A 19,444-nucleotide genomic window follows, 5' to 3' on the forward strand; every position below is an offset into this window, starting at 1 on the left:
TGACTGTTTTAGCCGCGAAACGTCCCCAAAATGGGGACAGGGTTTGCGGCGCGCGTCTGCATACTGTGTTGCAAGCCGGGATCACCCGGCCGCTCTCACCCAATAACAATAGCAAGGGGAGAGCGACACCTTATGGAGACCAGCATGACCATCGCCCCCGCGGCCACCCCCGCCACCCCCGTGCCCGTCCTCGACGCGGCCACCAATCAACTGGAACAGCAAGTGATGCGCAAGGTGTCGCGCCATTTGCTGGGATTCTTATTCCTGCTGTTCGTGTTTTCCTTTCTGGACCGTATCAACATCGGCTTCGCCGGCTTGACCATGATGCAAGACCTGGGCCTGTCCGGCACCCAGTTCGGTTTTGCCACCACCCTGTTCTACATCGCCTACATCGCTTGCAGCATTCCCAGCAACATCGTGCTGGCCCGCATTGGCGCCCGTAAATGGATAGGCTCCATGATGATCGCCTGGGGCCTGGCCTCGACGGCGACCCTGTTCGCCAGCGGCCCGGCCAGCCTGTATGCGCTGCGCTTCCTGGTCGGCGTGACGGAAGCGGGCTTCCTGCCCGGCATGCTGCTATATCTGACCTACTGGTTTCCCAGCGCTTACCGGGCGCGGGCGAACGCCCTGTTCATGATCGCCATGCCCGTCACGGCCGCCATCGGCTCGGCCCTGTCGGGCCTGATCCTGGGGCTCGATGGCCACTGGGGCTTGACGGGTTGGCAATGGCTGTTCTTGCTCGAAGGCATGCCTTCCGTGCTGCTGGGCCTGGCCGTGTACGGCTACCTGGACGACTCGCCCGCCAAGGCGAACTGGCTGGGCAAGCTGGAGCAGCAGGTGCTGGCGCGCATGCTGGCGGCCGAGCAGAAGCCTGTTGCGTCGCAGAAAAAAACCTCGGTGCTGGCGGAAATGCTGTCGCCCACCGTGCTGAAATTCGGCATCGCCTATTTCTGCCTGGTCAATACCCTGGCGATGGTGGCCGTGTGGACCCCGCTGATCGTGAAAAGTTTCAATAGCAATGCCAGCAACACGCAGATCGGCTTGCTGGCGGCCATCCCGCAAGTGTGCACCGTGATCGGCATGATCGCCTGGGGTCGCCGCTCGGACCGCCTGCAGGAACGCCGCTGGCACATCGTCTGGCCCATGCTGCTGTCGGCCGCCGGCTGGCTGTGCACGGCGTACTCGGCCAACCCCGTGCTGCAACTGCTGGGCGTGTGCATGGCGTCGACGGGCGCTTATACGGCCATGTCCGTCTTCTGGACGACGCCGGACCGGGCCCTGAGCCTGGGCGCGCGCGCCATCGGCATCGCCGTCATCAATGCCACGGGCAATATCGGCTCGGCCCTGAATCCCGTCGTCGTGGGCTGGCTGAAGGATATCACGCACAGCTTTGCCACGGGCTTGCTGTACGCCAGCGTCCTGCTGGTGGCCGGCGCAGCCATCGTGCTGACCCTGCCCATCGCGCGCGGCGGCAAAGACCATACTTGATCGAAGAGGACCCATCATGAGCGACACGTTTCACCCTTACCCCCATGTGCCGAAGGTGTATCCGCCCGGCAAACCGGCCGGCGCCGCCACGCAGCATGTCCCGGTCCTGATCGTCGGCGGCGGCCCCGTGGGCCTGGCCACGGCCCTGGGCCTGGCCCGCCACGGCGTGCGCTCGGTGCTGATCGAGGCGGACGACGGCGTGTGCACGGGCAGCCGCGCCATCTGCATCTCGCGGCGCAGCCTGGAAATCATCGAACGCCTGGGCGCGCTCGACGGTTTTATCAGCAAGGGCTTGCCGTGGGCGGGCGGACGCAGCTTTTACCGCGAGGAAGAGGTGCTGCACTTCACGATGCCGCAAGACGCGAACCAGAAGTTGCCGCCGATGGTCAACCTGGCGCAATACCATATCGAGCAATTCCTGCTCGATGCGGCCGAGCGCCAGCCGGAATTGATCGATATCCGCTGGCAAACGCGGGTGACTGGCGTGGACAAGCGCGCCGACGGCGTCACCGTCACCGTGGCCACGCCCGATGAAACCTATAAAATCGAGGCGGACTGGCTGGTGGCGGCCGACGGCGGGCGCAGCGTGGTGCGCGAGGCGCTGGGGCTCAAATTGCAGGGCACCAGCTATGAAGGGCGCTATGTGATCGTCGATATCCACCTGAAGAGCGAGCGCCCGACGGAGCGCCTCGCGTATTTCGACCCGCCGTCGAATCCCGGTTCGACCGTGCTGGTGCACAAGCAGCCCGACGATATCTGGCGCATCGATTACCAGTTGCGCGACGACGAGGATGCGCAGGCGGCCGTGCTGCTGGAAAACGTGGCGCCCCGCGTGGACAGCCTGTTGGCCATGATGGGCGAAACGGCGCCGTGGCATCCCGTGTGGATCACCATCTACAAGGCCAATGCGCTGACCCTGGAAAAATATCGGCACGGCCCCGTGCTGTTCGCGGGCGATGCGGCCCACCTCGTGCCCATCTTCGGCGTGCGCGGAGCCAATTCCGGCATCGACGATGCGGACAACCTGGCCTGGAAGCTGGCCTACGTGGTCAAGGGCCAGGCGCCGCATGCCTTGCTGGACAGCTATTCGGACGAGCGCGTGTTCGCCGCCCATGAAAACTTGCGTCACGGCACCAAAAGCACGGAATTCATGGCGCCGCCCACCTTTGCCTTCGAGCTGATGCGCACGGCCGTGCTGGGCCTGGCGGGCAGGCATGCGCATGTGCGCTCGCTGATCAACCCGCGCCAGACGAGCGCCATCGCGTATGCGCAGTCGGCCCTGAATGCGCCGGACCTCGACATGTTTGCCGCCGGCCCCGCGCCGGGCACGGTCTTGCCGGAATGTCCGCTGGCGCTGGCGTACGACGGCGGGCAAAAAGCGGGGTATATTACCGATCTGCTGAACCGCGTGGATGGCCATTTTACGGGGCTGTACTTCAGCGAGGACGGGGGCATTCCCGCTGAATTGCTGGCGCTGGGCGAGACCTTGCCGCTGACGAGCGTGGCGATTTCCCGCAGCGGGGCGCAGGAGTGCGCCTGGGACCATACGGCGCAGGTATTCTCGCTGTTCGACGCGCAGCCTGGCACGTTTTACCTCGTGCGCCCGGACGGCCACGTGCTGGGACGCTGGCGGCAAGTGCAGGCGGGGCAGGTGGCGGCAGCGCTGGCGGCGGCCGGCATCGCCCAATCACAGTAACAAGGAGACAATATGACCGATATCGAACTGGATAATTTGTACACGGAGCTGTGCCACACCATGGGCGGCCTGGGCGAACAGCGTTCGCCCCTGTTCCTCGCCCGTTTCGCCTTGCTGGCGATGGGCGCCATCGGCAAGGCCGACGTGGTGCAGGGCTTGCTGCGCGACGCGGCCGACGGCCTGGGGGAGAGCGCATGATAGGCGCCGGCTACCAAAGCGGCTTCGGCAACGAATTTGCCACGGAAGCCGTGCCCGGCGCCTTGCCGCAGGGGCAGAATTCGCCGCAGCAGGCGCCGCTGGGCCTGTACGCGGAACAATTGTCGGGCACGGCCTTCACGGCGCCGCGCGCGCAGAACCGGCGCTCGTGGCTGTACCGCATCCGCCCCGCCAGCCAGCATCCGCCGTTTACCTTGCTGGAAAACACCCGCATCGTCAGCGACTTCCACGCCATGCCGCCGACGCCGCCGAACCAGTTGCGCTGGGACCCGTTGCCGCTGCCCGACAGCGCCACGGCGGTGGATTTCATCGACGGCTGGCAGACCATGGCCGGCAACGGCAGCGCCGAAACGATGAGCGGTTGCGCCATCCACGTGTATTCGGCCAACCGCTCCATGCAGCGCTTCTTTTACTCGGCCGATGGCGAATTGCTGGTCGTGCCGCAGGAAGGCCGGCTGGCCATTGCCACGGAACTGGGCTTGATCGAGCTGGAACCGCAGGAAATCGCCGTCATCCCCCGCGGCGTGCGCTTCCGCGTGACCCTGCCCGATGGCGCGGCGCGCGGTTATGTGTGCGAAAACTTCGGCACGGCCTTCCGCCTGCCCGACATGGGCCCCATCGGCTCGAACGGCCTGGCCAACAGCCGCGACTTCCTCACGCCGCACGCGGCGTATGAAGACATCGACGGCGCATGCGAACTGCTGGCCAAGTTCGGCGGCCATTTGTGGCGCACGACCCTGGACCATTCGCCGCTGGACGTGGTGGCCTGGCATGGCAATTACGCGCCGTACAAATATGACCTGCGCCGCTTCAACACCATCGGCTCGATCAGCTACGACCACCCGGACCCGTCGATCTTCCTCGTGCTGCAGGCGCCCAGCGAAAATCCCCTGTTCGGCGCCATCGACTTCGCCATCTTCCCGCCCCGCTGGCTGGCCGCCGAGCATACCTTCCGCCCGCCGTGGTTCCACCGCAACGTGGCCAGCGAATTCATGGGACTGATCCACGGCGTGTACGACGCCAAGGCGGCCGGTTTCGTGCCGGGCGGCGCCAGCCTGCACAACTGCATGTCCGGCCACGGCCCCGATGCGCAGACCTTCGACAAGGCGTCGCACAGCGACACGTCCGCGCCCGTGAAGGTGGGCGACACCATGGCCTTCATGTTCGAGACGCGCACCATCCTCAAGCCCACGCCATTCGCGCTGGACGGCGGCCTGCTGCAAAACGACTATTTCGTGTGCTGGCAAGGCTTGCGCAAGCATTTCGATCCGGAGCAGGCGTAGTCTCGCGCTGCTCAGGCGGCCTGCGCCCGCGCTTCCGTCTGCGGGTTGGCGGGCCGCGCCAGTCCCAAATGTCCGCGCAGGGTGCTGGCCGCATAGTCGGTGCGGAACAGGCCGCGCCGCTGCAGTTCCGGCACCACCAGCCGGGTGAAATCCTCGAAGCCTTGCGGCAGCAGGGGCGGCACGACATTGAAGCCATCCGCGCCCCGTTCCACGAACCACTGTTCCATCAGGTTCGCCACCGTCTTGACGGAGCCGATCGCTTGCAGGTGGCCGCGTGCGACCCTGAAGCGCAGCACCAGCTGGCGCAAGGTCAGGTGCTCGCGGCGGGCCAGCTCCAGCTGCTGCAGGAAGCGCCCCTTGCCGTTTTCTGGCGCCTGGTAGGGCAGCTCGGGCAGGGGGCCGTCGAGCGGATAGCCGGATAAATCAAAACCGCCAAATTCCAGGTGGCTGAAGTCGACCAGTGCCTGCAGCTCGCCGAACTGGTCCTGCGCCTGCTGGTCCGATTCGGCCACAACCACCGACAGCCCCGGCGTCACTTTCAATTGATCCTCGGCGCGGCCATACTTGGCCATGCGGCCCTTCACGTCCGCGTAGTACGCCTGCGCCACGGGCAGCGAGGTGGCAGAGCAGTACACCATCTCGCTAAGGCGCGCGGCAAATTCGCGGCCCGTCTCGGAATTGCCCGCCTGGACCAGCACCGGGTGGCCCTGCACGGGGCGGGGCAAGTCCAGCAAGCCTTGCGAGGCAAAGTACCGGCCCTGGAAATCGAGCGCATGGCCCGCTGCCGGCTGGTAGAACTGGCCGCTGGCGCGGTCGGGCCGGTCGAAGGCATCGTCATCCCAGCTATCCCACAGCATCTTGGACAGGGACACGAATTCATCGGCGCGCGCATAGCGCTCGGCGTGGCTGCGCGGTGCATCGATGCCGAAATTGCGCGCCGTGTGTTCGCCAAACGAGGAGACGATGTTCCAGCCCGCGCGCCCGCCGCTCAGGTGGTCGAGCGAACTGAATTTGCGCGCCACGTGGTACGGATGCTCGTAATTGGTGTTGACGGTCGCGATCAGGCCGATATGGCGGGTGACGGCGGCAATGGCTGACAGCAGGGTAAATGGCTCGAAGGGCAGGCCGATGGCGGCGCGGCCCGTGTCTGGCGTGACGTCGCCGGCGCGGCCGATGAAGTCGGCGATAAAAAAACTGTCGAACTTGGCCGCTTCGGCCAGCCTGGCGGCATTTAGCCACCAGGCCAGGTCGGGCCGTCCGCTGGCGCTGGCCGATGGATGGCGCCAGGCGGCGGGATGGTGGCCGTGGCGTTGTAAAAAGACATTCAGGACAAGCTGGCGTGCTGGCATGGGAGGAACTCCGTGGTGGATTGGCGACATGGCGCGTCTCAATAATTACGCAAGGTTCGGGCCAGCGCTGGGCATGCGGCCGGATATGCAAATTCCGGATAAGCTAGCGCGGCACCATTCGTTCACGCCTGGAGATGGAGCGCGGTATAGTCGGCCCATGGAACTCTTAGCCCACAATTTCAGCAGCGATTTCGCGCGCAGCGCCCACCTGGCCCGCGGCGCGGGCGACGACGGCGACAGCGAGGCGCTGGTCGCCTTCCGCGACCCGCAGCAAATGAGCTTGCTGGTACGCGCCACGGCCTTTGTCTTTGCCGACCCCCGTTCGCGCCAGTTGCACGAGCTGATCGAGCGCATCGCCCCCAGCGAGGCGACGGTGCTGATCACGGGCGAAACGGGGACGGGAAAAGAACTGATTGCGCGCCACGTGCACGGTTTGAGCGGTCGCGCCGAACAGACCTTCGTGGCGATCAATTGCGGCGCGTTTTCCGAAACCCTCGTCGAGAGCGAGCTGTTTGGCTATGAAAAAGGCGCGTTTACTGGCGCGCAGCAGGGCAAGCCTGGCTGGTTCGAGACGGCCAGCGGCGGCACCCTGTTCCTCGATGAAATCGGCGACTTGCCGCTGGCGATGCAGGTCAAGCTGCTGCGCGTGCTGCAGGAACGCGAAGTGGTGCGCCTGGGCGCGCGGCGCACCATCCCCATCGACGTGCGCCTGATCGCCGCCACCAACGTGGACCTGGCCGAAGCCGTGCGGGCAGGGCGCTTCCGCGAAGACCTGTATTACCGGCTGCAGGTGATCGGCCTGCCGCTGCGTCCCCTGCGCGAGCGCCCGGGCGACATCATGCCGCTGACGCGCCACTTCATGGCCATCTATGCGCAGCGCCTGCACCTGGGCGAGGTGGAACTGGGCCTGGACGCGCAAGAGGCCTTGCTGGCCTATCCATGGCCGGGCAATATCCGCGAACTGGAAAACGTCATCCATCGCGCGCTGCTCGTCTGCCGCAGCGGCGTCGTGCGGGCCGAGGATTTGAGCCTGTCGGGCTGGCACAGGGCGCCCGCTGCCGCACCTGTCCCCGCATCTGTTTCCGTGGCTGTCCCAGACGCCTGGGCGGGCGGCGCCGATATCGCCTATGCGGCCCACGGCGCGTCCGGCCAGGACGATTTATTGGCGGCCGAGCGCTTTGCCCGCGCCTGGCAAGCCTTGCTCGACTCGGGCGAAGCCGTGGAATTCGAAGCGATGCAGCAGGAATTGGTGCGCGCCGCCTGGGAGCGCAATGAGCGCAACCAGGTGCGCACGGCCAGGCACTTGAATTTGAGCCGCAACATCCTGCGCACTTTCCTGAAAAAGGCGGGCGCCATCGATTAGGCATACGAGCGACCTCCCGGAGCCGGACCCGCAGCGATGCGGCTCCGGCTTTTTTCATGGCTGCTGCGCGCGCAGCACATTGCTGCCATGGGGGCAGCGGATTGCTGCCAAATCAACAGCGGCGGGCAGCGGCGGGCATCTGCGGCATGGCATGTTTTCTGCGAGGAGGGTAGGGCAGGCCGCTGCGCGATGCGCATACGGCCTTTTCTTCGACCCACGACAGGAGTCCACGCATGACCATAGAATTCATCTGGCAATTGCCTACCAGCGGCGATGGCCGTTACGCGGCGCCCGGCATCACGCGCCGTGGCGAGCGAAACGCTGGCGCGCCCAGCCCCCTGCAGGCGGGCGTGAGCGACCCGCGCGGCGCGCGTCCGCCATTCAATTATTTCGATTATTTGCACCAGATCGCCCGCGCGGCCGATCTTTCCGGCTTCGACGGTATCCAGGTGCGCCACGATACGCAGGGCGATGAAAGCTGGATCGTCGCCGGCTACCTGGCCCGCAGCACGCGCCACCTGAAACTGATCGCGGAATTCGACGCGGCCTGGGGTTCGGCCGTGTATGCGGCAAAGAACGCCGTCAGCTTCCAGCGTTTTACGGGCGGGCGCTTCGCCTGGCAGATCGGCCATGGCGGCGACGCGGCAGCGCGCCGGCGCCAGGGCGATGCGGCGCCGGACGCCGACATTCTGCCGCGCATCGATGAATTCATCACGGTGGCGCGCGGCGTGCAGAATACGTCGCCGTTCAGCTTCAAGGGCAAGTTCTTCGAAGTGCAGGACGGCGGCTTCAAGGGGCCGCTGGCGCACCATCCCGTGAACGGCATCTATTTGACCGGCGGTAGCACCGAAGCGCTGGCCCTGTCGGCGCGCCAGGCCGACGTGCACGTCTTCGACGCGGCGCCCGCGGCACACTTGCAGCCCTCCATCGACAACCTGCACACGCAGGCGCGCCAGCTGGGCCGCGCCGTGGCGGCGGGCTTGCGCATCGACGTGCTGGCCCGCGAAACGTTCGACGAAGCCTTGCGCGACGCGCGCCGCTACCGCGGCGGGGCGGGCCTGCCTGACCATGCTCCGTCGGTTGATGGCACGGCGGGCGGTGCAGCTTTGTTCTGGCCCGGCTTTGCGCAGGCGCAAACGGGCGCCCGCGGCGCCCTGGTCGGCAGCCATGCACAGGTCGCCGCGGCGCTCGAAGCCTACGCGCAAGCCGGTGTGTCCAGCTTCGTGCTGGCGGCCATTCCCCATTTCGAGGAAGCCTACCGCATCGGCGAACACGTGCTGCCCCGCGTGCGGGCGGCGTTGAGCGCGCAGCTGCAAGCGGCTTGAGTCCCCGTATCCAACCTACTGAAGGAGTACCTGCATGGCTATCGATTTTTTCTGGCGCATCCCCACGCATGGCGAACCGAGTTCGCACCGCGCCCGCACGCCGTTTCGCGGCGACTGGTTTCCCGGCAATGATAACCTGCGCCAGGCCGGCCTCGGTGGCGGCGGCGCCGACGGTTTTACTTACATCGACTACCTGGCGGAAATCGCCCGCGCGGCCGAATTGTCCGGCTTCCAGGGCGGTTTGATTCCATCGTTCCCCATGACGGACGAACCGTGGGCCATTTCCGCGCTGCTGGCGCGCGAAACGAGCACTTTCCGCTTCATGATCCCGTTCCAGCCCGGCTTCCTGAACCCCGTGGTGGCCGCGCGCATGACGGCCAGCCTGCAGCGGGCCACGGGCGGGCGCGCGCTGTACAACGTGATCACGGGCGGCGGCGGGCCGGCGCAGCTGTGGTGGGGCGATTCGGCCGGCCACGACGACCGCTACACGCGCACGACGGAATTTCTCGACGTGGTGCGCGGCGTGTGGCGCGGCGGGCCGTTTTCCTACCAGGGCAAGTTTTACCAGGTGGAGGATGCGGGCCTGGCCACGCCGCTGTCGGAGCAGGATTTCCCCGAGATTTACTTCTCCGGCTCGTCCGACGCGGCCTTGGGTTCCGCATCCAAGCATGCCGATTACTACCTGACGTGGCTGGAACCGTTCGAGCAGCTGCGCGAGAAATTCGCCCGCGTGCATGAAAAGACGGCGCTGCTGGGCCGCAAGATCAAGTGCGCCGTGCGCGTCGACATCGTCGCCCGCGCCACGGAAGAAGAGGCGTGGGACGAAGTGCGCAAGGGTTTCGAGGCCGTCGATGCGGCCACCCTGCGCCAGTTCCTCGGTGCCGATGGCGGCGATTCCGTGGGCGCGGCGCGCCAGCGGGGCAACCGCCCGACGACCCTGAGCAGTTACAGGGACTTGATCACGGCGCCGAATATCTGGTCCGGCTTCAACCTGTTGCGGGGCGGCCAGACGCAGGGTATCGTCGGCAGTTACCAGCAAGTGGCCGAACGCCTCGACGAACTGGTGCAGCTGGGCGCCGACGCCTTCATCCTGGCCAGCACGCCGCACCTGGAAGAAGCGTACCGCGTGGGCGAGGAAGTGCTGCCCCTCGTGCGTGGCCACACGGCGGCCCTGCTGCGGGCCGCCTGAGTATCCCCTGTTGCCGCGACAGCAGCGCCACCGCCTGCTGTCGCGCAGGCAGCACGCGGCGGCGCCGCTGCTGCCAAATCAACAGCACTATCACTCCGATAGTCTTCCTTTCAAATCAATCACTTAACGACGATTTTGCTGCGCTGCGGCAGCGGGCATGCCCCTTGCAATACAGGTCATCACCATCTCGCGTTTTGACTTTACTCAAGGATAATCACCCATGCGCCGTTCGACTGCCCCCGCCGCCTTTTCCTCTTTCCCCTTTCACTTGACGCCAGTGCGCCGCGCGCTGCGCTCGGCCTTCGCCATCGGCGGCCTGATGCTCGTCCATGGGATGGCCCATGCCGAAGCGCCCGGTGCAGAGGTCATCGCCGCAGCCGACGCGAACGGCGCCGGCGAGGGCGCCGCGCTGCAATCGGTGACGGTGACGGCGCAAAAACGCGAAGAATCCGCGCAGAAGGTGCCGAGCGCGATCACGGTCCTGGGCGGCAAGGAGCTGCTCGACACGGGCATCGGCCGCTCGGCCAGCGAAATCCTCAATTACGTGCCGAACGCCTCGGCCGGCACGCAGCAGCATGGCCGTCCGCGCTGGTGGATACGCGGCGTCGGTGCGGGCCAGCAGCAGATCGACTTCCCGAATCCCGTCGGCTTTTACCTCGACGACGTCTACATCAGCAATTCCAGCGCCACGGGTTTTCCCTTGTTCGACCTGGACCGGGTGGAAGTGCTGCGCGGCCCGCAAGGCACCCTGTGGGGCAAGAACACGACGGGCGGCGCCATCAACGTGATTTCGCGCAAACCGTCGTTCAAGTCCAGCGGCTACGCCAAGGTCGATTACAGCAGCTACGACACCAAGCTGGCCGAAGGGGCCATCGGCGGCGCGCTGGTCGACGAGGTGCTGGCGGGGCGCTTGTCCTTCCACACGGAGCAGCAGGACAAGGGCCGCTTCCACAACCAGTTTACGGGCGAGCGCGATGGAAAGCTCAAGGACAGCGCCATCCGCGGCCAGCTCAAGGCCCTGATCGGGCGCGACCTGACGGCCAATTTGAACCTGCATTACCGCGACTACACGACCAAGGGCGCCACCACCACCGTGGCCAGCTATGGCGCGAATGGCGTGTATCGCAATGGCTACATCCCCAGCACGAATCCCGATGACGTGAGCACGAATGCGCCGGCCGACAGCGACGTGAAACAGGGCGGCGCGCAGCTGAACCTGGAATACGCGCTGGGCGAGCTGACCCTGACGTCGATCACCGGCTATGAAAATTTCCGCAACGAAGCGACGGGCGACAGCGACAACACGCCGCTGGAAGTGGGCCGCAGCCGCTCGAAGGCCAGCAGCCGGCAAGTGTCGCAGGAGCTGCGCCTGACGTCGCCGCAAAACGGCACCGTGAGCTGGGTGGCGGGCCTGTTCTACTTCAATGAAAAGATCGATTCCGATTCGGCTGGCGCGCGCCTGCCCAACGGCACCGTGCCGGCGCTGGCGGGCAGCACCCAGCCCGTCGGCTACAACCGCACCGTCTACCAGCACAAGGCGCGCAGCGCGGCCATCTTCGGCAGCACGACCGTCAACTTCAGCGAGCAGTTCCTGTCCACCTTCGGCCTGCGCTGGACGACGGAAACCAAGGACCTCGATTTGCAGCGCGTGCAGGCCGCATCGAACACGGTGACGTTTGGCGATGCATCGAACTGGTGGAACACGGTCAATGGCGGCAATTACGCGGCCGCCTCGGTGGCCAACAACAATTTCACGTCGAACCCGTCGACCACGTGGAATGCGCTGACGTATGACGTGACGCCCGAATACCGCTTCAGCCGCACCCTGCGCGGCTACCTGAAATACGCGCACGGCATCAAGTCGGGCGGCTACAACACGAGCGCCACGGACGTGCGCGCCCTGAACACGGTCAAGCCGGAAACCCTGAACTCGTTCGAGGCGGGCATCAAGTCGGAATGGCTGGACGGACGCCTGAATTTCAACGCCAACGTCTTCCACTATGACTACAAGAACGTGCAGGTGAATATCACGGGCGTGTACAACGGCGACCCCACGCAAAGCGTCAATTACCTGCAAAACGTGCGCAAGGCCCACGTGAATGGCGCGGAATTCGAGCTCGAGGCGCAGCCGACGGACAACCTGCACCTCAACGCCAATATCGGCTTGCTGCGCACGGAATTCGACGATTTCGCCATCCAGAACAATGGCGGCGACCGCTCCGGCAATGAATTCGTGCGCTCGCCCCACGTGACGGCCTTGCTGGCTGCCGACTACCGCTACCCGCTGGGCAATGGCGCGCAGCTGGTGTTCAGCGGCGACGTGCGCTACACGTCGAAGCAGTACTACTATGTCGACCCGCAAAATGCCGCGCGCGACCTGCTGAACCAGGGCGGCTTCGCGCTGGCCAATGCGCGCCTGTCTTATGTGCTCCCGGGCGGCAAGCAGCGCATCACGGCATATGCGAACAACCTGGCCGACAAGGTCTATCGCAACCATACGCTCACCAGCTTCGTGCCGGGCGCCGTGAATGGCGACACCGTCATCATCGGCCAGGGCCGCACGGTGGGGGCGTCGTACACGCTGCAGTTCTGAGCCTGACCGCCTGATGTAAAAAGGCCGGCGATTGCGCCGGCCTTGTCGTTTATGGCGCCAGCTTACGCCGCCGCTTGCAGCAGCGCGTCGAGGCGCCGCTGCGCCTCTTCCAAAGGCCGGCGGTCGATCCACGCCTCGATATCCACGTCGCGATCGAGAAAGCCGTGCTGCAGCTGGAAATCCTTCTGCTGGCGGAACAGCGTCACCTTGTCGTCGGACAGGTCGGGCGCCAGGGTCAGGTGAAAACCGTCGCAGTAGGCTTCGGCCACGGCGTCGGCGCCGGCCCGCGTCTCGCCCTGCAGGATGGCCAGCACGTCTTCCTTGTGGCTGCGGGCCCAGTGCGCGGCGCGCAGGGTTTGCGTCAGGAAGCGCACGACCAGCTCGAAATGCTGTTCCAGCATGGTCTCATGCACGGTGATCGGCCGCGGCGTGCCGTTATTCACGCGGAAGCGCCGGTCGGGCAGGGCGTCGATGTCTATGCCCACTTCCAGCCCCGCCGCGCGGGCCGCCTCGGCCGCCGCCGCGCCTTTTACGTAGACGGCATCGACTTCCCCGCGCAGCAGCGGCGCGATGCCTTGCCACAGTCCCGCGCCGAGATTGGCTTGCGCCGGCGCCTCGCCGCCCACTTCCACCAGATGCACATCGTCGAGCGTGAGGCCGGCCGACGCCAGCACGCCCTTGTAGCCGGCCAGGCTCATGCCGCGCGCGATGCTGCGCCCGCGCCGGTTGTCGCGCAAGTCCTCGGCGCGGAAGACGGGCAGCGCCAGACGCTTGCCCTGCAGCTGCGCGGGCGTCGCGATGCCGGAGCCGGGGCGCACGAGGATGGCTTGCCACTCGTCGATCCAGGTCAGGCCGATCAGCCGCGTGGGCGCCCCTTGCGCGCGCGCGGGCAGGGCCAGCAGGTTACCGCCTTCGCGCACGAGCGTGGACAGGCCATGGTCGTAATGGTGGCGCGCCAGTTCGCCGCCCACTTCCTGCAGGGTCTTTAACGCGATGCCGTCGCGGGCGAATTCCTCGTCCAGCCAGCCCAGTTTGTAGGCCAGGCCCGTGGCCGTGGGCACGGGGCAGCGGGTGAACCAGACGGTATCGACGGCGGGGACAGTTACGGTAGTCATGGGATTCCTTCGTGGTGGTGGAAGCCTGTAACCGTGCAGGAAACGTGCCCGCGCCGCTTGCTGGCTGGCCGACAGCGCGTGCGGACGGTGCTGCTGCCGCGCCAGCAGCCGCTGTTGCGCAGGCAGCAGCCATGCACCATTTTCCCGGCACTGGCGCTGGCACGCGTCTTGCGAAAGTAGAGGCAGGACTGACCCGTATTCCAACCCCAACGAATGGAGCATGACATGACGGACGTGGCACAAGCGGAAGCACAACAAGTACAGGTGCAGGAGTTGACGGCGGCCGAACTGGCCTTCGTGGAGCAGGTGCGCCGCGATGCGCAGATCGCCTTCGACGGCTTGCGCGAGACGGGCAGCCTGACGGCCAACGGCACGGTGGGCTTCGTCGAGCGCACGCCGGGCGGCGACAAGGTGGTGGTGGTCAACGATCCGGGCCCGTTCCGCCGCGGCCAGGCCCTGAAGGCGGCCGTGCTGGCGCTCGATGGCACGGTGCTCGTGGGCGACGCGAACAACGGCGGCGCGCGCTACTTGAAACTGTTCCGCGAGCGGCCCGAGGTCACGTCGATCTCGCACGTGCACTCGCCGTCGCTGGGCGCGTGGGCGCAGACGCACCGCACCCTGCCGATCCGCTACGTGCCCGTGCAGCGCTACCAGCTGGTGCGCGAAATTCCCATCTATATCGACCGCCGCCAGCCGGAAGTCGATTTCATCCTCGGTGAAATCGCCCGCAACACGCATGCGACCGCCATCCTGGAAGCGAATGGCGGCGCCACTGTGTGGGGCAAGCAGGGCTTGCTGAAGCTGGCGGAATTCATCCTGCTGCTGGAAGAGGGCGCGAAGATCCAGATCGCGGCCGAAGCCATCGGCGGATCGCGCGATTTCGGCCCCGGCGTGCTGCTGCAGCAATGGAAGATGAGCAAGCTGATCGACACGGCGCGCGCCTTGTCGCTGCTGCCCGCCACCGACCTGGTGTAACCCTTTCACGAACAGGCCCGCAATGTCATTGAAATTCTTACGTTTGATCTGGCGCAAGGCAGTCGCCGCCGCCGTGGCGGCCAGCCTGCTGGCGCCAGCGATGGCGGCGACCGCCGATCCGCTGCCAGCCGCCGTGCGCATCGCCGTCGTGGCCCGCACGGCGCCGTCCGGCAAGACCGTGTTTGCCGGCTCGGCCGCCCAGGTGGCGTCGACGGGCTGGCTGTCGGCCGAACTGGGTAAGCTGGGCGTGAAGCTGGAATGGGTGCCCGTCACCACCAATTCCGTGGCCACGCAAGTCAACGAAGCGTTTGCCAACCATTCGATCGACCTGGCCCAGTATGGCGACTTGCCGTCGATTATCGCGAATGCATCGGGCTTGCAGACGCGGCTGATCTTGCCCGGCGGCAGCGCCAACAATACCTATCTGGTGGTGCCGAACGGTTCCACGGCGAAATCGATCCAGGATTTGAAGGGCAAGAAGATCGCCCTGCACCGTGGCCGGCCGTGGGAATACCCGTTCGCGCGCTTGCTGGAAGCGAATGGCATGACCTTGCGCGACGTCAAGATCCTCAACCTCAATCCGCAGGCGGGCGCGGCGGCCGTGGCGACGGGCGGCGCGGATGCCTTCTTTACCCTCAGCGATGCCTTCCTGTTGGAAGATAAAAAGGTGGGCAAGATCATCTGGGCCAGCAAGGCGCCGCCGCAGGATTGGAAGATGCGCGCCGAGCTGTGGGCCGACAGCGGCTTCCTGCAACGCTGGCCACAGCTGGCCCAGCTGGTGGTGACGGCCTATGTGCGCGAACACCACCGGGCCGCCGGCGCCGGTGGCGAAGACGAATACGTGCGCACCGAGGCGGCCGCGGGCCAGGTGGAAAGCGTGGTGCGGCGCGAACTGGCGGGCGACCACACGCCGTGGCAGGCGCGCTGGTCGCCCCTGTTTACGGCCAGCCTGCGCCAGCATTACGTGGGCGAGGCGGCGTACGCGAAGAGCGCGGGCCTGATCGGGCGGCCGCTGCAAGTCGACAGCCTGTTCGCGCCCCAGTTTGTCAACGCGGCGCTGGCGCAGCTGAAACTGCAAACGTACTGGGCACCATGACTTCCATCGCCCGCGCCATCGCCTTGCCGCGCCCCCCCGCGCCAGCGCGCGCAACCTCGGTCCCCTTGCTGCAGCGCTTTATCCGTTCACCCTGGTCCGTGTGGGCGTCGCCGCTGGCCTTGCTGCTGCTGTGGACGGCCGCCACCACCTTCGAGTGGATGCCTGCGCACATCTTGATGTCGCCATGGCAAGTGCTGCTGACGGCGCGCGACCTGGCCGAAAGCGGCGAACTGGGCCAGCACCTGGGCATCAGCCTGTTCCGCCTGCTGGCCGGCTTTGGCCTGGGCGCCAGCTGCGGCCTGGCCTTTGGCGTCGTGCTGGGGCTGTCCCCTGGCTTGCGCGCTTATGTCGACCCCACCTTCAATGTCTTGCGCCAGTTGCCGACCGTCGCCTTGATCCCGCTGTTCATCTTGCTGTTCGGCATAGGCGAGAGTTTCAAGGTGTTTATCGTTGCCAAGGCCAGTTTCTTCATCGTCGCGCTGGCCGTGCATGACGCCATCCGCAACCTGTCGCAGCGCTACTTTGAGGTAGCGCAAGTGTATTGCTTTTCGCGCTGGCAGCGCATCCGCCTGATCGTCTTGCCGGCCATCGTGCCGGCCGCGCTGACGGGCATGCGCATCGCCCTGTCGCGCTCGTGGATGGTGCTGGTGGGTGCGGAATTGCTGGCCGCGGACAGCGGCTTGGGCCAGATGATGGAAATGGGCCGGCAAATGTTCCGCCTCGACGTGGTGATGGTGGGCGTGGTGCTGACGGGCGTGATCGGCTTTGGCCTGGACCGGGCCTGCCATGCGCTGGAAGCACGGCTGATGCGCTGGAAACGTAGTGGCGATGGTAAGGGAGGCGCCACATGAAACAACGTTTGATCCAGATCATCAAGGGCGCGCTGTTGCCGCTGGCCTTGCTGGGCGCCTGGCAATGGGCGTCCGGCCAGGGCGCGGCGGCAGCCTATATCTTTGTCTCCCTGGGCGACCTGGCGCACAGCTTGCGCGACTTGCTCGTCACGGGCGAGCTGTGGGTGCACCTGCGCGCCAGCCTGGGCCGTACCCTGGCCGGCTTGCTGCTGGGCGGCAGCGCCGGCATCGTCACGGGCGCGCTGATGGCGCAGTCGCCGCTGGCGGACCGATTGATCGGCTCCCTGTTTCACAGCATCCGGCAAGTACCGTTGCTGGGCCTGATTCCCTTGCTGGGCTTATGGGTGGGCAATGGCGACGGCGCCAAGCTGCTGGTGATCGCCATCGCCGCCTTCTATCCCACCGTGCTCAACACCTATGCGGGCATGCGCCAGGTGGAAGGGCGCTTGCGCGAAGTGGGACAGGTGCTGACCCTGACGCGCTGGCAGACCTTGCGCCAGATCCTGCTGCCGGGCGCCATGCCGGCCATCGTCACGGGTGTCACGCATGCGCTGGCGTTCGCCTGGCTCGCGTGCCTGGGCGGCGAACTGCTGTTTTCAGCCGGTCCCGGCATGGGTTCATTGCTGCTCAATGGCGAAGTGTCGGGCCGCATGGATGTCGTCTTGCTGGCCGTGCTCGTGATCGCCTTGCTGGCGCAAGCGATGAACGTGGCGTTTGCGCGTCTCGCGCGCCTGCTGGTGAAGGGGCGCAGCAGTGAGTAAATCCCTGCCATTCCAACCGGACGCGGCCGTCAGCGCCCGCGAAGGGGAGTTGCGCGCCTTCTTGCTGCGCTTTATCGGCTTGACCCTGCTGTCTGGCGTGACCATCGGCATGAACAAGGTACTGGCCACCTTGCTGGGGCTGCATTTGCACGTGAGCAACTTCCAGCTGGCCGCGATCAGCAGCGCGGAAACCCTGGCCATGGCGCTGGGCACCATTCCTGCCGGCTACATCTTGTCACGCGGCAATCCGAAGCATCTGTACGCGGGTGTCAGCCTGAGCCTGGCGCTGGCCTTTTGCGTGCTGCCGTGGTTGCCCGGCTGGCAATGGGTGGCCCTGCTGATGTTTTTGGTGGGCTTGTGCATTTCGCTGCGCATCGTGGCCATGAGCACCGTGTTTCTCGTGCGCTTGCCGGAACTGGGGCAGGGCAAGGCGGGCTGGTACAAGGGGACGTTGATACTCGGCATGCAGTTCCTGGGCCCCCTGTGCGGCAATTACCTGATCGCGCAGCTGGGGCTGAAGGCGGGCTTTTTGATCTCGGCCCTGATGTTCGCCATCCTGGCCGTGCTGGGCTGGCAAGTGTTGCCTGACAATACGGCGCCGCGCAAGCAGGCCGGTCACTCCACGCTGCCGGGCGCGGCCAGCCTGCGCGAACTGCTGCGCCTGCCCATCGTGCGCGTCACTTATCTGTTTGAAATCCTCGCCAGCTTCACGGCGTCCAGCGTGGGCGTGTTTTCCATCTTGCTGGCCATCCGCGTGCTGCACTGGCCTGCGCACCACTCCGTCTGGCTGATGGCTGTGCAGGGACTCAGCTGTGTACTCGTGCTGCTGTTCCTGGGCCGTTTCGTGCTGGCCAGCCGCTACCACGAGCAATTGTATGGCGGCGCCCACCTGGCCATCATGGCGGCCTTGCTGATCCTGGGCCTGTGGCCTTCCAGCATCGCCTACCTGGCCGCCTCCGTGCTGCTGGGACTGGGCCTGGGCGTGAATAACCTCGTCAATACAGACAATATCGCCCGCGCCCCCGTCGACAAGGCCCGCGTTTCCGCCCACTTGACCCTGTTCGGCATGGTGGGCGGCACGGCCGGCGCGCTGGCGGCGGGCCGCCTGGCCGACTTGACGGGCTTGCGCAATGTGTTCCTGATCTGGCTATTTCCCTGGCTGGCCGCCTGGCTGGTTTTTCACGGCAGCCGCTGGCTGCGCCGGTCGCCGCCCGCCGCCATTCCTTCCCTCGCCCCCACCGCAAAGAGTGCGCCATGAATGATGTTGTTTCCCCATCGACCTTGTCGCCGCAACAGCAGCACCTGAGCGGCGGCTTGCAAGTGCAGCACGTGAGCAAGTCGTTTTCCCTGAAAGGCGCGCCGCTGCCCGTGCTCGACGATATTTCGCTGACCATCGCGCCGGGCGAATTCGTCGCCATCGTGGGCGCCTCAGGTTGCGGTAAATCAACCCTGCTGCGCCTCTTGGCAGGCCTGGACACGGATTACACGGGTTTGCTGCTGCACGATGGCGCGCCCATCCGTGGCACGGATCTGCGCCGGGGCCTCGTGTTCCAGGATCACCGCCTGTTCCCCTGGCTGACGGTGCAGCAAAACGTGGCCGTTGCTTTCAGCAATACCAAGGTGCCGCTGGCCGAGCGCGAAGCCCGCGTGGCGGCGGAAATCAGCCGCGTGGGCCTCGATGGCTATGCGGATGCCTATCCGCATCAATTGTCGGGCGGCATGTCGCAGCGGGCGGCGATTGCCCGCGCCCTCGTGGGACGGCCCGACGTGCTGCTGCTGGACGAACCGCTGGGCGCGCTCGACGCGCTGACCCGCTTGCGCCTGCAGCAGGAGCTGCGCCGCCTGTGGCAAGACGAGGGCATCACCATGGTGATGGTCACGCATGACATCGATGAAGCCGTCTACCTGGCCGACCGCATCGTCGTGCTCGATGCGCGTCCCGGCAAGGTGCGGCGGGTGCAGGACGTGCCGCTGGCCCACCCGCGCCAGCGCGGCTCGGCCGGCTTTGTCGCCATCCGCGATGGCTTGCATGCGGATTTCAGCGACCTCGACGAATCGCACGCGCCCGTGGCGCGGGAAGAACACCCCAGCAGCTCGTGGGATGGCAATGAATGGGCGCGCAGGATGGCGCTGTAGTTTTTTTG

Annotated in this window: 16 protein-coding genes; 14 read left to right on the forward strand and 2 right to left on the reverse strand. The window is 66.1% G+C overall.

Annotation, left to right across the window (positions count from 1 at the left end; all coding sequences use genetic code 11):
- Positions 1-144 precede the first annotated feature (144 nt).
- From O0879_RS03110 to hmgA, 4 genes are read left to right on the forward strand one after another with little or no spacing between them, the layout of a single operon-like run.
- Positions 145-1,488 carry an MFS transporter gene (locus O0879_RS03110; RefSeq protein ID WP_289914560.1) on the forward strand — a complete coding sequence of 448 codons (1,344 nt, stop codon included), beginning with the start codon at positions 145-147 and terminating at the stop codon, positions 1,486-1,488.
- Between the two features lie 16 nt (positions 1,489-1,504).
- Positions 1,505-3,184, forward strand: a complete 1,680-nt coding sequence (locus O0879_RS03115; protein ID WP_289914561.1) for an FAD-dependent oxidoreductase — start codon at positions 1,505-1,507, stop codon at positions 3,182-3,184.
- A 12-nt stretch (positions 3,185-3,196) separates the two neighbouring features.
- On the forward strand, positions 3,197-3,382 hold the full coding sequence (locus tag O0879_RS03120; RefSeq protein WP_289914562.1) for a hypothetical protein: 186 nt from the start codon (positions 3,197-3,199) through the stop codon (positions 3,380-3,382).
- Complete coding sequence (gene hmgA, locus O0879_RS03125) at positions 3,379-4,683, forward strand: homogentisate 1,2-dioxygenase (protein ID WP_289914563.1); 1,305 nt, start codon at positions 3,379-3,381, stop codon at positions 4,681-4,683. Before O0879_RS03120 ends, hmgA begins: the two co-directional genes overlap by 4 nt.
- Positions 4,684-4,694: 11 nt before the next feature.
- Here hmgA and O0879_RS03130 read toward each other — a convergent pair whose 3' ends face one another.
- Positions 4,695-6,032, reverse strand: a complete 1,338-nt coding sequence (locus O0879_RS03130) for an LLM class flavin-dependent oxidoreductase (protein ID WP_289914564.1) — start codon at positions 6,030-6,032, stop codon at positions 4,695-4,697.
- A 157-nt stretch (positions 6,033-6,189) separates the two neighbouring features.
- On the opposite strand from O0879_RS03130, the gene O0879_RS03135 reads away from it, so the two are divergent.
- The 4 genes from O0879_RS03135 to O0879_RS03150 all read left to right on the forward strand — a co-directional run bounded on the left by O0879_RS03135 (position 6,190) and on the right by O0879_RS03150 (position 12,502).
- Complete coding sequence (locus tag O0879_RS03135) at positions 6,190-7,395, forward strand: sigma 54-interacting transcriptional regulator (RefSeq protein WP_289914565.1); 1,206 nt, start codon at positions 6,190-6,192, stop codon at positions 7,393-7,395.
- A gap of 233 nt (positions 7,396-7,628) precedes the next feature.
- Positions 7,629-8,720 (forward strand): LLM class flavin-dependent oxidoreductase, encoded by a 1,092-nt coding sequence (locus tag O0879_RS03140; RefSeq protein ID WP_289914566.1) that lies wholly within the window; start codon positions 7,629-7,631, stop codon positions 8,718-8,720.
- Between the two features lie 34 nt (positions 8,721-8,754).
- On the forward strand, positions 8,755-9,909 hold the full coding sequence (locus O0879_RS03145; protein WP_289914567.1) for an LLM class flavin-dependent oxidoreductase: 1,155 nt from the start codon (positions 8,755-8,757) through the stop codon (positions 9,907-9,909).
- Between the two features lie 220 nt (positions 9,910-10,129).
- Positions 10,130-12,502 carry a TonB-dependent receptor gene (locus tag O0879_RS03150; RefSeq protein WP_289914568.1) on the forward strand — a complete coding sequence of 791 codons (2,373 nt, stop codon included), beginning with the start codon at positions 10,130-10,132 and terminating at the stop codon, positions 12,500-12,502.
- Between the two features lie 62 nt (positions 12,503-12,564).
- On the opposite strand, the gene O0879_RS03155 is transcribed toward O0879_RS03150, so the two are convergent.
- Positions 12,565-13,617, reverse strand: coding sequence for an ABC transporter substrate-binding protein (locus O0879_RS03155; RefSeq protein ID WP_289914569.1), 1,053 nt, complete (start codon positions 13,615-13,617; stop codon positions 12,565-12,567).
- 225 nt (positions 13,618-13,842) lie between these two features.
- Between O0879_RS03155 and O0879_RS03160 the strand changes: the two genes are divergently transcribed.
- The 6 genes from O0879_RS03160 to O0879_RS03185 are packed head-to-tail and all read left to right on the forward strand — an operon-like array spanning position 13,843 to position 19,436.
- A complete protein-coding gene (locus tag O0879_RS03160; protein WP_099388611.1) occupies positions 13,843-14,592 on the forward strand; it encodes a class II aldolase/adducin family protein in 750 nt (249 codons plus the stop codon).
- Positions 14,593-14,614: 22 nt separating this feature from the next.
- Complete coding sequence (locus O0879_RS03165) at positions 14,615-15,688, forward strand: ABC transporter substrate-binding protein (RefSeq protein WP_289914570.1); 1,074 nt, start codon at positions 14,615-14,617, stop codon at positions 15,686-15,688.
- On the forward strand, positions 15,685-16,539 hold the full coding sequence (locus O0879_RS03170) for an ABC transporter permease (RefSeq protein ID WP_289914571.1): 855 nt from the start codon (positions 15,685-15,687) through the stop codon (positions 16,537-16,539). The genes O0879_RS03165 and O0879_RS03170 overlap by 4 nt, the downstream gene beginning before the upstream one ends.
- Positions 16,536-17,300, forward strand: a complete 765-nt coding sequence (locus tag O0879_RS03175) for an ABC transporter permease subunit (RefSeq protein WP_289914572.1) — start codon at positions 16,536-16,538, stop codon at positions 17,298-17,300. The genes O0879_RS03170 and O0879_RS03175 overlap by 4 nt, the downstream gene beginning before the upstream one ends.
- Positions 17,293-18,558, forward strand: coding sequence for an MFS transporter (locus O0879_RS03180; protein ID WP_289914573.1), 1,266 nt, complete (start codon positions 17,293-17,295; stop codon positions 18,556-18,558). Before O0879_RS03175 ends, O0879_RS03180 begins: the two co-directional genes overlap by 8 nt.
- Complete coding sequence (locus O0879_RS03185) at positions 18,555-19,436, forward strand: ABC transporter ATP-binding protein (protein WP_289914574.1); 882 nt, start codon at positions 18,555-18,557, stop codon at positions 19,434-19,436. Before O0879_RS03180 ends, O0879_RS03185 begins: the two co-directional genes overlap by 4 nt.
- Positions 19,437-19,444: the final 8 nt, after the last annotated feature.

The organism is Janthinobacterium sp. SUN120, assembly GCF_030397735.1.
GTDB classification, from domain to species: Bacteria; Pseudomonadota; Gammaproteobacteria; order Burkholderiales; family Burkholderiaceae_D; genus Janthinobacterium; species Janthinobacterium kumbetense.

Coding starts and splice junctions, on each gene's coding strand:
- O0879_RS03110 (WP_289914560.1), top strand. CDS start 145: ATGACCATCGCCCCCGCGGCCACCCCCGCCACCCCCGTGCCCGTCCTC.
- O0879_RS03115 (WP_289914561.1), top strand. CDS start 1,505: ATGAGCGACACGTTTCACCCTTACCCCCATGTGCCGAAGGTGTATCCG.
- O0879_RS03120 (WP_289914562.1), top strand. CDS start 3,197: ATGACCGATATCGAACTGGATAATTTGTACACGGAGCTGTGCCACACC.
- hmgA (WP_289914563.1), top strand. CDS start 3,379: ATGATAGGCGCCGGCTACCAAAGCGGCTTCGGCAACGAATTTGCCACG.
- O0879_RS03130 (WP_289914564.1), bottom strand. CDS start 6,032: ATGCCAGCACGCCAGCTTGTCCTGAATGTCTTTTTACAACGCCACGGC.
- O0879_RS03135 (WP_289914565.1), top strand. CDS start 6,190: ATGGAACTCTTAGCCCACAATTTCAGCAGCGATTTCGCGCGCAGCGCC.
- O0879_RS03140 (WP_289914566.1), top strand. CDS start 7,629: ATGACCATAGAATTCATCTGGCAATTGCCTACCAGCGGCGATGGCCGT.
- O0879_RS03145 (WP_289914567.1), top strand. CDS start 8,755: ATGGCTATCGATTTTTTCTGGCGCATCCCCACGCATGGCGAACCGAGT.
- O0879_RS03150 (WP_289914568.1), top strand. CDS start 10,130: ATGCGCCGTTCGACTGCCCCCGCCGCCTTTTCCTCTTTCCCCTTTCAC.
- O0879_RS03155 (WP_289914569.1), bottom strand. CDS start 13,617: ATGACTACCGTAACTGTCCCCGCCGTCGATACCGTCTGGTTCACCCGC.
- O0879_RS03160 (WP_099388611.1), top strand. CDS start 13,843: ATGACGGACGTGGCACAAGCGGAAGCACAACAAGTACAGGTGCAGGAG.
- O0879_RS03165 (WP_289914570.1), top strand. CDS start 14,615: ATGTCATTGAAATTCTTACGTTTGATCTGGCGCAAGGCAGTCGCCGCC.
- O0879_RS03170 (WP_289914571.1), top strand. CDS start 15,685: ATGACTTCCATCGCCCGCGCCATCGCCTTGCCGCGCCCCCCCGCGCCA.
- O0879_RS03175 (WP_289914572.1), top strand. CDS start 16,536: ATGAAACAACGTTTGATCCAGATCATCAAGGGCGCGCTGTTGCCGCTG.
- O0879_RS03185 (WP_289914574.1), top strand. CDS start 18,555: ATGAATGATGTTGTTTCCCCATCGACCTTGTCGCCGCAACAGCAGCAC.